The sequence below is a fragment of the Pelatocladus sp. genome (genome assembly GCF_059505505.1).
Genome location: NZ_JCACKS010000223.1, coordinates 1 through 12,623, shown reverse-complemented (window position 1 = coordinate 12,623; position 12,623 = coordinate 1). Strand labels below are relative to the sequence as shown.

Genomic DNA, 12,623 nt, shown 5'->3' with positions numbered 1-12,623 from the left:
AATTACTATTCCCATACTTCGCCTTCAGACAATTATCACAACACTGATAACTGATAACTGATAAATGTTACCAACAGATTTACTCCATCATCGTCAGAATGGAGAAGAAATTATTCCCAAGAGATTAAAACTTGATTCTCAACATATAGAGTTAGCCAACGAATTAATTAGTTCTTTTCAAGAATCAGTAGGAAAAACTCAAGGCGCATTAGAACGTCAATTATTAGAATTAGAAGGTGACACAACCGACTATAAAGTCAAACGGGGTTTGGCTTATCTACTTAAAAGTGGTTTTTGTACATTTGAAGTAGTGAGTCCCTTAGAACCACAAATGTTAAGAGAAAGAGTGTTTGCTTTCGCAGCGAAGTCTGTTCCTAGCTCAGAATTCACACAAGTGACATTAAAAAATATAGCTGATAACTTAACTCAAGAACTCGAACGAGAAGTTTTACCACAGCAAGTCCGTGATGGATTATATGCTGATTTATCAGAGAATAAAATTCTCACGACTTTTGATGCACCAAAACCGGAAAATCTATTACATAGATATAATTTATCGCAAGTACAGGGAGTGTTTTATAAAGCCAGTCAATTAGTATTAAATGCTCATCGGAATGTTCCAGGAGAATATAAGCTTTTATTTCGCTATTTAAAATTATTTCAATTAATGGCATATATCGAAGGCGATGCCGACCACGGATTTACAATTACGATTGATGGTCCGACAAGCTTATTTAATCCAAGTACGCGATATGGTCTAGCGATCGCAAAACTAATTCCAGCTTTATTACATGTTACGAAATGGAGTCTTTCTGCTACATTACAAGTCCGCGATTTTTATACAGAAACCTGGAAAACAGGACGTTTCACCCTGAATTCTGAGTGTGGTTTAGTAACTCATTACCCACCCGGCAAACCTTACGATAGTATGATTGAAGCATCCTTTGCTGATAAATGGGATGCACTGAAAACTTGTTGGGCGTTAGAGCGAGAAGTTGATTTAATTCCTATTCCTGGTAGTGTGATGATTCCCGATTTTCGATTAGTGCATCCCGATGGACGTATTTATCTATTAGAAATTGTCGGTTATTGGCGACCGGAATATTTACAAAAAAAATTTGCTCAAGTCAGACGCGCTCAATGTGATAATTTGATTTTGGCAATTTCCGAACGTTTAAATCTGGATAAAGTCGGTGTCAAATTAAGTGATGTTCCCGCCAGAATAGTTTGGTTTAAAGATAAATTATTGCCGAAATCCATATTAGCGGTCATAGAATAAAATACACACTTTAAAATCCGCGCAGACTAGAAGTCTGAGGCTATAAAGACAAAGCCTGCATACCCAGGCTATAATTCAATACGCTTCAGATCAAATAATTTACTACCGATAACCTTATATCATTTCCATATGAAGATGCATAGAAAGAACCCCACCGTCTTCGGCACCTCCCCTTGGTAAGGGGAGGTTGGGAGGGGTTAAAATAATGTGCAGCTTCATATTTAATTGGTATTAACTGAATCGTATTGGGCTATAATTAGTCCGTGTAGGGGGACTTGGTTTGTGTAGCCGTGCAGGGTGAACATCGCTCTTGTTTTTTCAAAAATTGGGATGCTCCCTCTTAGAGGTTGTTTGAAAAGTGATTGGCTGTAATTTTAATTACATTATTACCCCCCTTATAAAGGGGGAAAACAAGAGAAATCCGGTTCCCTCCCCTTTACAAGGGGAGGGTTAGGGTGGGGTAAAAAATATTTGATACATCAATCATGACTTTTCAAACATCCTCTTAGATGATGTTGGAGTTTTATTTGCTAAAATAGTATTTTCAAGGCACATTAAAGCAGTTTCACTACAATCTTAATTACTGCCTAATCATCATGGGGAATCCTGTTCGTAGCCAAGCAATCATTATTAAAATTAAGTATGCTACTAACAGACTTACGAACAATTTACGAACGTGATCCCGCAGCCCGTAATTGGCTAGAAGTGTTATTTTGTTATCCTGGATTACAAGCTTTGCTTTTCCATCGCATCGCTTACTGGCTGCACAACAAAAAGATTTCATTTATACCACGCTTCCTATCTCAAATCAGTAGATTTATCACTGGAATTGAAATTCATCCAGGAGCAAAAATTGGTCAGGGTGTGTTTATAGATCACGGTATGGGAGTCGTGATTGGTGAAACTGCAATTGTCGGTGACTATGCTCTGATTTATCAAGGTGTTACCCTGGGTGGTACAGGAAAGGAAACAGGTAAGCGCCATCCGACTTTAGGTAATAACGTCGTTGTTGGAGCAGGTGCGAAGGTATTAGGCAATATCCAAATCGGAGATAATGTTCGTATTGGTGCAGGTTCAGTAGTATTGCGTCATGTACCTAGTGATACAACTGTAGTCGGTATTCCTGGACGTATCACTCGCAGTGAAAATACAAAAGTAAATGTCTTGGCTCATAATCAATTGCGAGATGTAGAAGCTGAAGCAATTCGAGCTTTATTTGAACGTGTGAAGGAACTCGAACAACACATCGAACAGTTGGAAGTGAATTTACATCTGTCTGTCAAAGAAGTTAGCAAAGAAATTAAATGTAGTCGGAATTCTGTGATTGAAGATTTTCTAGACGGATCGGGAATTTAGAGTTTGTAGTGAGTGCATTTAACCCAACAAATGCATGAAAATATAGGATTTTGTTCCTCGAAATTTTTCCTCAGATGAGTATCAAAGACTCATCGACGAGGTTCAAAGACTCGTTGACGAGTATCAAAGAAAGCGAGCATCTCAATTTTTTCAATATATCGCGCTTGGGTTTAAATCCTTAGCTAATAGCACAAGTCGTCTGAAGACGACTCAAATAAATCAAACTTAGATAAATCAAACAGTCTGCTTCAGCAGACTTTGACTTTTCTCAAAAATAAAGAATTCATAATATTAAAGCTTGTACTGAGCTAAAAAATGTCACTATAAATAAAACACTGAAACGTAGCAGTAAATTGATTTACAATCAGGGAAACTAACTCTATGGATTGCAAAACTGCAACTTTAGTCTACCAAACTGAAAATCATCTAGAAAAAATTCGCGAAATTTTTCCCGAAGCTTGGAATTTTTTAGAAGAAGTATCTTTTTCATACGTTCATAAAAAGCCAGATAAGTTTGATGCTGCTGTCAAAGAAATAGTAGGTGAGAAACCTTTCCAATTTAGAATGGTTCACCGGGACGATAGAGATCAACTCACAAAAGATCTTTCTGATTTATTAGGAGATATTACCTCTCGATTACTTTTAGAAAAACATTTTTCAGAAGTAGTTGGTCAGCAAGTATTTTTTAGTACCATTTGTTGTAACAGCCATCTCACTTCTGATCACGAATTAACTCTAGAAGAAGTTCTACCTCTACAACGGGCGGCGGTAAAGTTACAGTAAAAAGGAAGTATCCCAATTTTTTCAATATTTCGCTCTCATAGTATAAGTCGTTTGAAGAAGACTAAAATAAATAAAATTTAAATAAATCAAACAGTCTGCTTCAGCAGACTTTAGTTATGAGCAGGCGGATTTGAATATTTGGGATGCTCACTCCCCAATAAATGTTGGTTGTTCCAAAAAACAACCAGCAACAAAAAACAGAATTTAGCGAATTTTCCTACCAGTTAATACTTCTCGCACATCTAACATAGCTGTGTAGGTAGGTAAGATGTGTAAGGTTTCGTGATCTGGGGTATGTTCCAAAGCTTTGTTAATAGCTTGGCGCAAATCTTCTTCGACGATCAAATTACAATTGTTTTGAGATATAGGATCGCTGTAACGTAGACGCAGAGCCATATCATAGGCGCGATCGCCACTCACTACTAAAGTTCCTCCTCGTTGAACTAATTTCTCTGTATCTACATCCCAAATCCAAGATACATCCTCGCCATCTTGAATGCGATCGTTCAATACTAATAGTGTTGTTTTGTTATCACTTTGAGTCACAACTCGAATAGTTTCATTTGTCCCTACAGGATTTTTTGATAATAAAATTCTTACTTGTTTCCCATGAATTTTTAATTCTTCCGCACGCCCAAACGCAGGTTGAAAATGAGGAATCGCATCGCGAATAATAGCTTCATCAATTCCTAATTCCATAGCAGCTGTTACTGCTGCTAAAGTATTGTATTTGTTGTACAATCCAATGAGAATTTGTGGCCATTGGCTACTATTAATTGTTGGTTCGCTTCTGGTAAAACCACAACTGGGACAAGTATACTCGCCCATATGAGAAAGATAAACGCCTTTATAGTCCAAAGCGTGTCCGCAATTAGGACAATAAATCGAATCTACAGCATGGGGAATCGCTTCTAAATAATGTTCTGGTTCATTTAAACCAAAGAAAGAAACTTGCTGTTGAGATAACTGTTGACCAAGATAACAAATTGTTGGATCGTCAGCATTTGCAACAATAATTGTTTCAGGTGGTAGAGTGGCGATCGCACCTCCCCAGCGTTTACTAATTGTGTCTACTTCCCCGTATCTATCTAGTTGATCACGAAATAAGTTTAAACAAAGAATCAGTTTTGGTTGAATAGGCGCTAAAACCCTAGACAAAATATTTTCATCAACTTCTAAAATGGCATAATCAACGTTGAGCGAACCTACCAAATTAGTGCTTTCCATCAACGCTGTCATCAAGCCATTCTCTAAATTAGCACCCGTAGAATTGTGAGCAACACGATAACCTTGGCGTTCGAGAATCTCCCGTAAAAACAGCGATGTTGTGGTTTTACCATTCGTACCAGCAACCAGAATTACGCCCTTGTTCACCTGCTGACTCAACAATTGCAATAACCGGGGTTCAATCCGACGTGCGATCGCACCTGGTAAAACAGACGCAGCACCCAAACGTAGCGATCGCACCATCAAAGTGACGCTTTTAGCTACCGAGACAGCCAAACCCAGACGCAGTCTATCTATAAATTGAATTTTGTTTCCCACAACTATATCCTAAGTCTGCGATTTAATATGCGTGAGTTTAGCGAATCCTTAGTAAAAAGACTAGTCAGATCAACCACAAACTTCTTACCCAAACAAACAGATCCCCAACTTCTTGCCAATAATCTCTGTTGAAAAGCAAAACTTGCAAAGAAGTCGGGGATCTTAACGCCATGCGATCGCATTTTTAGGTTTTAGTTTTGGTGAAAGTGCGATCGCTTTTGGATATAAATCTTAGGTTTGAGCATCAATTGCTAAAATAGTTTCTCTAATAGCTGATCACGAGTTAGACCAAAATGCCCCGCAACTTCTCGTAATATAGAATTTAGCGTACCGATCTTTAGCGGATCGTGAGCAGGAATGGTGATATGATGTTCGCCTTGAAGTTGAGTAGTTAAGCGAATATGACTACCAGTTTGTCGATCTACCGCATAACCAAAAACAGCTAATACCTTAACCAAATCCTCACCCGATAAATCTCGCGGTAGCTTCACGATGCAATAACCTCATCCCGAACAAAATGCAACCGAATTACCTTTGGACGGGTATCCTCATCGGGGAAATGACATCGAACCGCATCACGAACCATTTCTTTTAAAGTCGTCATGTCCGAAGCCTGGGTAAAAATTGCTTCACCCAACGCTTTTGCTACATAACCACTTTCAGGATCTTCTTCAATCAGAAATACAATTTCTGACGTTGTGTTTTTCACTAATTATTCTGTCAGTAGCTAGTTACAACAATAATTCTACAGTAATTAAAACAAAAGGAATATAGCGTGTGATTCACATAAGTGAAAACTGCTGTAAAATCCAGGGCGTTGCTGAATGCGATATGAATCTGAATGTAGAGACACGATATATCGTGTCTCTACAAAGATTTTGGCATTATGCAAAATCATTTTCATACATGAAATCAGCAATGCCAAATCCAGAATTTTAAATGGGGCAGACCAGTGTTAAATTTATTAGGGACAATCTAAAATCTAACATCCTGTTAGCGGATGACTAATCTCTTTTTTCACGAACAATTGCAACGCACACCCGCACTCATGCATCAACTGCGGGACTTTCCTGTTACCATTTGTGGTGCTGGGGCTTTGGGTGCAAATATTACCGAAAATCTGGCTCGTTCTGGTTTTGGTAAATTACGAGTCATAGACAGAGACAGAATTGAAGAACGCAATCTTTCCACTCAACCTTATTACCGTTCCGATGTTGGTACATACAAAGCCAAAATCCTCACCAACAATCTTTACCGCGCTTTGGGGATCACAATCGATGGGCGTGCAAAAGAATTAACACCAGCCAATGCAAGTCAATTATTAACAGATAGTGCTTTAGTTATCGACACTTTTGATAATAGCAGTAGCCGACAAGCTGTGTTTGACTACTGCCAAAATTCTCAAATACCTTGCTTACACGTGGGTTTAGCTTCAGATTATGCAGAAATCATCTGGAACCAAATTTATCGTGTACCCTCACCTGCAAACGATGATATCTGCGACTACCCCCTGGCGCGCAACTTAGTTATCCTCGCAGTCGCAGTTGCTTGTGAAGCGATCGTTACTTTTGTAGCTACAGAAAAGCAAGAGAGTTTTACCGTTACCTTAGCTGATTTTGCCGTTCAGCCTTTTAGTGTATAAATTGAATAGAGATTGGGAATTAAATTATGGAGCAAAACCAGCATGAACAGCGCCGCGTCGCTGATCAGGAGTTTCAAAAATCCCTAGAGCAACTGCAACACATTTTACAAGATGATTCTATAGAAACAGAACAGACACCCGAATCTCACAGTGACCACCAAAGCGATGCTCCTTTGGAGCAGCTATGCGATCGCCAAATAACCGAAACTTCCTCAATCATAGATTTAGACCTCTGGGAAGACGCTGTTGCTGATATCGAACAATATTTCCAGCAAAAAGGAAAAAGTTAATAATCATTTGTTATTGGTCATTGGTCATTTGTCAATCCCCTTTCCTCAATCCTGTCTTCGCACTTCGTATAACATTAACGCAGCTGCGATCGCTACATTCAACGACTCTACCCCAGAACTAAGGGGAATTCTCACTTCAAAATCTGCCATTGCTGCTAATTCTGACGACAAACCAGCACCTTCGTTACCTAATAAAATCAAACTTGGTTGACGCCAGTCTACCTCCCAGTAAGTTAAATTTGCACTGGGGAGTGTTGCAATTACCTGCATTCCCGCTTGTTTAGCTTGGATGACTGTCGCTTTTAAATCTGGACTCACCGCCATAGGTAAACGAAACCATTGTCCAGCTGTAGCCCGTAATACCTTGGGATTATCTAAATCTACACTATCTCCACTCAGCCACAATCCACTCGCTCCAGCTGCGGCCGCAGTGCGAATCATTGTACCCAAATTCCCTGGATCTTGGACTGTTTCCAAAGCGAGTACCACACCAGTAAATGGTATGGGAGTTGGAGAAACATCCCGTTTCGCTAGCGCCATAACTCCATCTGGTTGAACCGTTGTTGCGATCGCCGCCATTACTTCTTCACTGACAACTTCTGTGCGATCGCTTCTTTGACAAACCTCTTCCCATAACTTCGGATGGGATATTTGCCATTCTGGAGTACAACACACCACTGCAAGCGGATAATTGACTGCACAAGCTTCCTCCAACAAGTGTGTTCCCTCTAATAGAAACAGTTGCTGCTTATGCCGTTCCTTGGTAGCGTGGAGCTTTCTGATTTGCTTAACTAAAGAATTTTGTAAACTTGTCAGCACAATTTTAGATTTATGATTTTAGATTTTAGATTAATCCAAAATCGTAAATCTAAAATCTCATATCTAAACTAGAGAATGCGGAACCCGGGACTTGAACCCGGAAGTCTTGTGGACACTAGAACCTGAATCTAGCGCGTCTGCCAATTCCGCCAGTTCCGCTTGCGAATTGGTTGAATGACCGTTTTCTATTATTACTACATTTTTCATAGCTGTCAACTAAAAATTTCTATTGGTGTTTAGTTGTCCCCTTGTCCCCCTTCCCTTGTCCCAAATCATCCACAAGATGTGATGCAAGAATATGGACAAATTAAATCTTTCATGTAGAATCAAAACCAACTTAAAATTTGTAAGATTTAAGATTTTTGGAGGGTAGGCTTATTAATCCTTCTAGCAGCTTACAAGATGCTAAATTGTCATCTGTTGCAGACTCCTCAGTTTTGCAAATCTGTGGTGGGCATCCGTTGCAAGGTCATGTAAAAATTAGTGGGGCGAAAAATTCAGCATTAGTCATTATGGCTGGGGCTTTGCTTTGTTCAGGGGACTGTCACATCCGTAACGTACCTTTGCTAGCAGATGTAGAGCGCATGGGTCAGGTATTGTCAGCTTTGGGTGTTCGCTTGCGGCGGAGTGGTGACATTTTAGACATCAATGCTAGCGAAATTACCTCATCCAAAGCTCCTTACGAACTGGTTACTCAATTGCGAGCCAGTTTTTTTGCGATTGGTCCGATCCTGGCACGTTTGGGGATAGCACAAATGCCTTTACCAGGAGGATGTGCTATTGGTGCTAGACCAGTAGATCTCCATGTCCGGGGACTGCAAGCAATGGGAGCCGAAGTCCAAATTGAGCATGGCATTTGTAATGCTTACGTCCCCGGTAAAAACCGTCGTTTGAAGGGAGCAAAAATCTACCTAGATATTCCCAGTGTGGGAGCCACAGAAACGCTGATGATGGCAGCAACTCTGGCGGAAGGTGAAACAATCATTGAAAACGCTGCTCGTGAGCCAGAAGTTGTGGATTTGGCAAATTTCTGTATAGCGATGGGAGCAAAAATTCAAGGTGCAGGCACAAGTACAATTACCATCGACGGCGTTCCCAAACTGCATTCTGTTGAGTATAATATCATACCTGATCGCATTGAAGCGGGAACTTTTCTGTTGGCGGGAGCAATAACCCGTTCTGAACTGCTCCTCTCGCCAGTAGCCCCAGACCATCTAGTACCAGTGATTTCCAAATTGCGGGAGATTGGCGTGAGTGTGGTTGAAGAAACACCAACTTGCTTACGTCTGGTCAAAGCCGATAGATTAATCGCAGCAGATATTGAAACCATGCCCCATCCTGGTTTTCCTACGGACATGCAAGCGCCGTTTATGGCTTTATTGGCAATCGCAGAAGGCGATAGCCTAATTAATGAAACCGTATTTGAAAACCGCCTGCGTCATGCCTCCGAGTTAAATCGCCTAGGGGCAGATATTCGTGTTAAAGGTAACACTGCTTTTGTCCGAGGAGTACCACTGTTATCTGGTGCGCCTGTAATTGGTACAGATTTACGAGCCGCAGCAGCTTTAGTTGTTGCTGGCTTGGCAGCAGACGGCAAAACCACTATCCAAGGACTGCAATACCTTGATCGCGGTTACGATCGCCTTGATCTCAAATTACAGCAATTAGGAGCAAAAATTCAACGTTTACCTGGTTCAGAGGTAAAAACAGAAATTGCTCCTGGCGCACTCAACACCTAAAGCATCGATTTCTTCATAATTTGGTTAATGGTTAGTGGTTAGTTGTTAGTTGTCTCAAATAACCACCAACCACCAACCATCAACAACTAATATCGCTATACTAGGCTTTGTAGGGCTGGTATCAAACCAGATCCATTACAAACCTCACAACTTCCCACTTGCTTTGCTATGTTATCCTCCAAAACTCAGCTCATGGGTCTGAAAGCAGACTCATTTCGTCACCCGCTAGATCTAGAAGCAACCAAAGCGCTGAAGCAGATTCCCGGTATAGATTTGATGGTGCGGAATGTCCTGGGGCCAGTGGCGGAGCAATTATTTTATGTGGAAAACATTGCATCTAGTATTTTGGTGGGCGAAAACCAACTACCCCATTTACACAAACTTTTATTAGAAGCTTGTCATGTTTTAGACATGGAGCCACCGCAGTTATATATCAGACAACATCCGGCTCCTAATGCTTATACTTTTGCAATGCGGGGTAAGCAGCCTTTTGTAGTGCTGCATACTTCTTTAATTGACATGCTCACGCCAGAGGAGACTCAAGCAGTCATTGCTCATGAACTGGGACACCTCAAGTGTGACCACAGTGTTTATTTGACACCAGTAAATATATTAATTTTGGCAGCAGCAAGTTTGCCTAATATCGGTGCATTTATTGCTCAAGCAATCCAAGCACAACTTTTGGAATGGGTACGTTGTGCGGAATTTACCTGCGATCGCGCCGCATTATTAGCAACCCAAAACCCCAAAGCTGTCATGTCTGTGTTGATGAAATTAAGTGGTGGTTCACCGACTCTCGCACCACTACTTAACCTTGATGCTTTTATTGACCAAGCCCGCGCCTACGATGATATTAGTAAAACCGAACTTGGCGAAATGGTCAAAGTCACCCGCACCGCGCAATTAACTCACCCAGTACCAGTATTGCGGGCGCGAGAAATTGACCGTTGGGCCAGTAGCACAGAATATGAAAGATTATTGCAAGATCCAAAGTTAGCAAGTAGCAGTGATGATATTACAGGCGGTAAGTGGCGCAACTGGTAGATAAGTAGTCGCACAAAATTAAATTCATTCGTGGAGACAGGCAATAGGCAATAGGCACTCTTAGAAACAAGATGTGTAATTAATTCTGTTTAGGTACTTATTATATTGGTAAGTGAGTTGAAATAAGAGGATAGATTATGCGTCAAATCCCAGTATTTGCTTTCCTTATCCTTTTAGGCAATATTCTTTTCTCAACTGCAATTAGTGCTGAAGAACCTGCAACTATAACCAGTTTAGTTATGCGCGATCGCATTGTTGTGATCACTAATGGAAAAGACGGACTAAACTACTCGGTCAAAAGCAAGGACGGTACTGTGTTGAGTGCCAATATCAGTGAAAACGAACTAGCCCAAAAGCATCCTGATGTGTATGAACAGGTTCGTCCAGCTTACGCTGGCGAAAAAAATTCCCCTATTTTGCTGATGTGGGGGGGTAAGTTGGAAGCTCAACCTTGAACTTTATACCGTTTCACAAAAATCCTGATACATATTGGATTTACTTTAGGGGTGTACGCCTGTACGCCCCTATCCGTATATTTGTATCATCAAAAAAGTGAAATGGTATCAGTTGATATTCCTTGACTCCTTGCCCATTTTTCAATTATTTGTTGGAGTTGGGGAAGAAAGTTCTTGACACTCCTCAGCATGACGGCTGAGGATTCTTGGTTCAACGAGTCCACTTAGATTCAGACCCCTTGCGGTATCTAACCCAACAAGGAATTATTCATATTAGAAGCAATACCCGCCTCAGAATATAGCAGTTCTCGGTTGTGTCCAATACGTACCCCAACCCCACCCCTTAATCCCCTCCCCGCGTGCGGGGCTGCGGTGTACACATAAATCCTCTGATCCCCCTAAATCCCCGCGCTGACGCGCCGCTACGCTAGAAAAAAGGGGGACTTTGATTCTAGTTCCCCCTTTTTTAAGGGGGGTTAGGGGGGATCAAAACGCTACTAGGCAACTTTATAAGACTTCTGTGTACACCGCAGGCGTGCGGGGAGGGGAGGTTTTGCGTCAGCAAAGCCGGGGTGGGGTTCCGACTGTATTGCAATCGAGTGAGAAGTGCTATAAATTCTGAGGCTAATAGCTAAAGTCTTCTAAAGAAGACTGAAAAAAGAATAGTTTCAGTCCACTTGAGTGGACTTGAACTATTAGCCCAGAAATTTATTTCTGGGCGGACTGGGAGAGTCATCGAGAATATAAGATTAAAATTAAAAAGACATGTTTTCAATATTACCTGTCCCACCCGGCATGACCACCTGACCAATTTTATCTGCCAATTTTGCTAAATTAGGCATAGCCAGAATCTCTGCAAATTTAGGATTTGGTTCGGATTTTGCTGCTGCTGCTAATTCCTGGGCTGCTTGCGCCACTTCCGGATCAGCTTTCGCCGCAGCTTCTACCTCCAATACAGCCTTACCATAATCTAGCGGTTGTTCTGGTGCTTTTTGCGATCGCAGCAGTAGTTAAAGGTTCCATGTGCTACTTTGCTTATGTGCATTCTACTATTAACACACGAGTTTGCTCTGCAATTACGCAATTGCAATCAAAAATTTTGATTTCGTTAGGACACAAGTTGTTGTCGTTAGGACACTAAGTTGTGTCGTTAGGACACTAAGTTGTGTCGTTAGGACACAAGTTGCTGTCGTTAGGACACAAGTTGCTGTCGTTACTTCACATAGTTTGTTTTTTTCAAATCGTTCTACTTCGCCATCAATCCTATCTAATTTGTGAGAATCGCAAAAGCCAGATCCCCGACTTCTAAGAGGATGCTGTTAGCGAATAGGGGGGTATTACCCCTGATTGAAAATTTTTCGTTATTCCACCAGATGTAGAGACGTAGCAATGCTACGTCTCTACAACCAATTTGTGGGCGAACGAGGGGTATTACCCCTGATTGAAAATTTTTCGTCATTCCACCAGATGTAGAGACGTAGCAATGCTACGTCTCTACAAATCAATTGGGTGCGACTCTTTTAGGAAGACGGTGTATTATAGAAGACTAATACATGACAAGCCTTTGAGAGTAGTATCGCAAGCCAAAAAGCAACTCAATGAAATTGGCTTGAAAAAAGTAAACATCTCCAAAATAGTATATTTTGTGGTAAAAGAACGTCAATAGAAGTT

At 41.0% G+C, this 12,623-nt stretch carries 14 protein-coding genes and 1 tRNA gene; 8 read left to right on the top strand and 7 right to left on the bottom strand.

Annotation, left to right across the window (positions count from 1 at the left end; all coding sequences use genetic code 11):
* The first annotated feature begins 64 nt into the window (after nucleotides 1-64).
* From AC5JMK_RS20750 to AC5JMK_RS20740, 3 genes are all read left to right on the top strand, one after another.
* Nucleotides 65-1,279: a DUF790 family protein gene (locus tag AC5JMK_RS20750; protein WP_096678524.1), complete on the top strand. Its 1,215-nt coding sequence runs from the start codon at nucleotides 65-67 to the stop codon at nucleotides 1,277-1,279.
* Nucleotides 1,280-1,921: 642 nt separating this feature from the next.
* Complete coding sequence (gene cysE / locus AC5JMK_RS20745; protein WP_096678522.1) at nucleotides 1,922-2,635, top strand: serine O-acetyltransferase; 714 nt, start codon at nucleotides 1,922-1,924, stop codon at nucleotides 2,633-2,635.
* Between the two features lie 381 nt (nucleotides 2,636-3,016).
* Nucleotides 3,017-3,418, top strand: coding sequence for a hypothetical protein (locus tag AC5JMK_RS20740; protein ID WP_096678520.1), 402 nt, complete (start codon nucleotides 3,017-3,019; stop codon nucleotides 3,416-3,418).
* A gap of 204 nt (nucleotides 3,419-3,622) precedes the next feature.
* Here AC5JMK_RS20740 and AC5JMK_RS20735 read toward each other — a convergent pair whose 3' ends face one another.
* The 3 genes from AC5JMK_RS20735 to AC5JMK_RS20725 form a co-directional block, all read right to left on the bottom strand.
* Nucleotides 3,623-4,963 (bottom strand): MurT ligase domain-containing protein, encoded by a 1,341-nt coding sequence (locus AC5JMK_RS20735; protein ID WP_495910930.1) that lies wholly within the window; start codon nucleotides 4,961-4,963, stop codon nucleotides 3,623-3,625.
* 251 nt (nucleotides 4,964-5,214) lie between these two features.
* Nucleotides 5,215-5,454, bottom strand: coding sequence for a type II toxin-antitoxin system HicA family toxin (locus tag AC5JMK_RS20730; protein ID WP_495910929.1), 240 nt, complete (start codon nucleotides 5,452-5,454; stop codon nucleotides 5,215-5,217).
* Entirely contained in the window at nucleotides 5,451-5,672 is a 222-nt protein-coding gene (locus AC5JMK_RS20725; RefSeq protein ID WP_096678514.1) for a 2-oxoisovalerate dehydrogenase E1 subunit beta, read from the bottom strand. The genes AC5JMK_RS20730 and AC5JMK_RS20725 overlap by 4 nt, the downstream gene beginning before the upstream one ends.
* Nucleotides 5,673-5,963: 291 nt before the next feature.
* Between AC5JMK_RS20725 and AC5JMK_RS20720 the strand changes: the two genes are divergently transcribed.
* Complete coding sequence (locus AC5JMK_RS20720; protein ID WP_495910928.1) at nucleotides 5,964-6,605, top strand: ThiF family adenylyltransferase; 642 nt, start codon at nucleotides 5,964-5,966, stop codon at nucleotides 6,603-6,605.
* A 26-nt stretch (nucleotides 6,606-6,631) separates the two neighbouring features.
* A complete protein-coding gene (locus tag AC5JMK_RS20715) occupies nucleotides 6,632-6,895 on the top strand; it encodes a hypothetical protein (protein WP_096678510.1) in 264 nt (87 codons plus the stop codon).
* A 45-nt stretch (nucleotides 6,896-6,940) separates the two neighbouring features.
* On the opposite strand, the gene AC5JMK_RS20710 is transcribed toward AC5JMK_RS20715, so the two are convergent.
* Together AC5JMK_RS20710 and AC5JMK_RS20705 are read right to left on the bottom strand one after the other, a co-directional pair.
* Entirely contained in the window at nucleotides 6,941-7,714 is a 774-nt protein-coding gene (locus AC5JMK_RS20710; RefSeq protein ID WP_096678508.1) for a TrmH family RNA methyltransferase, read from the bottom strand.
* Between the two features lie 76 nt (nucleotides 7,715-7,790).
* Nucleotides 7,791-7,873: transfer RNA gene (locus AC5JMK_RS20705), tRNA-Leu, on the bottom strand.
* 203 nt (nucleotides 7,874-8,076) lie between these two features.
* On the opposite strand from AC5JMK_RS20705, the gene murA reads away from it, so the two are divergent.
* The 3 genes from murA (at nucleotide 8,077) to AC5JMK_RS20690 (ending at nucleotide 10,952) form a co-directional block, all read left to right on the top strand.
* Nucleotides 8,077-9,453 (top strand): UDP-N-acetylglucosamine 1-carboxyvinyltransferase, encoded by a 1,377-nt coding sequence (gene murA / locus AC5JMK_RS20700; RefSeq protein WP_096678506.1) that lies wholly within the window; start codon nucleotides 8,077-8,079, stop codon nucleotides 9,451-9,453.
* 168 nt (nucleotides 9,454-9,621) lie between these two features.
* Nucleotides 9,622-10,497 carry a M48 family metallopeptidase gene (locus tag AC5JMK_RS20695; RefSeq protein ID WP_096678504.1) on the top strand — a complete coding sequence of 292 codons (876 nt, stop codon included), beginning with the start codon at nucleotides 9,622-9,624 and terminating at the stop codon, nucleotides 10,495-10,497.
* 137 nt (nucleotides 10,498-10,634) lie between these two features.
* The gene (locus AC5JMK_RS20690) at nucleotides 10,635-10,952 is read left to right on the top strand and encodes a hypothetical protein (RefSeq protein WP_096678502.1); all 318 of its coding nucleotides are present in this window, start codon (nucleotides 10,635-10,637) and stop codon (nucleotides 10,950-10,952) included.
* Between the two features lie 755 nt (nucleotides 10,953-11,707).
* On the opposite strand, the gene AC5JMK_RS20685 is transcribed toward AC5JMK_RS20690, so the two are convergent.
* Both AC5JMK_RS20685 and AC5JMK_RS20680 read right to left on the bottom strand, forming a co-directional pair.
* Nucleotides 11,708-11,905, bottom strand: a complete 198-nt coding sequence (locus tag AC5JMK_RS20685; RefSeq protein WP_495910927.1) for a hypothetical protein — start codon at nucleotides 11,903-11,905, stop codon at nucleotides 11,708-11,710.
* A 314-nt stretch (nucleotides 11,906-12,219) separates the two neighbouring features.
* Complete coding sequence (locus AC5JMK_RS20680; protein ID WP_495910926.1) at nucleotides 12,220-12,411, bottom strand: hypothetical protein; 192 nt, start codon at nucleotides 12,409-12,411, stop codon at nucleotides 12,220-12,222.
* Between the last annotated feature and the right edge of the window lie 212 nt (nucleotides 12,412-12,623).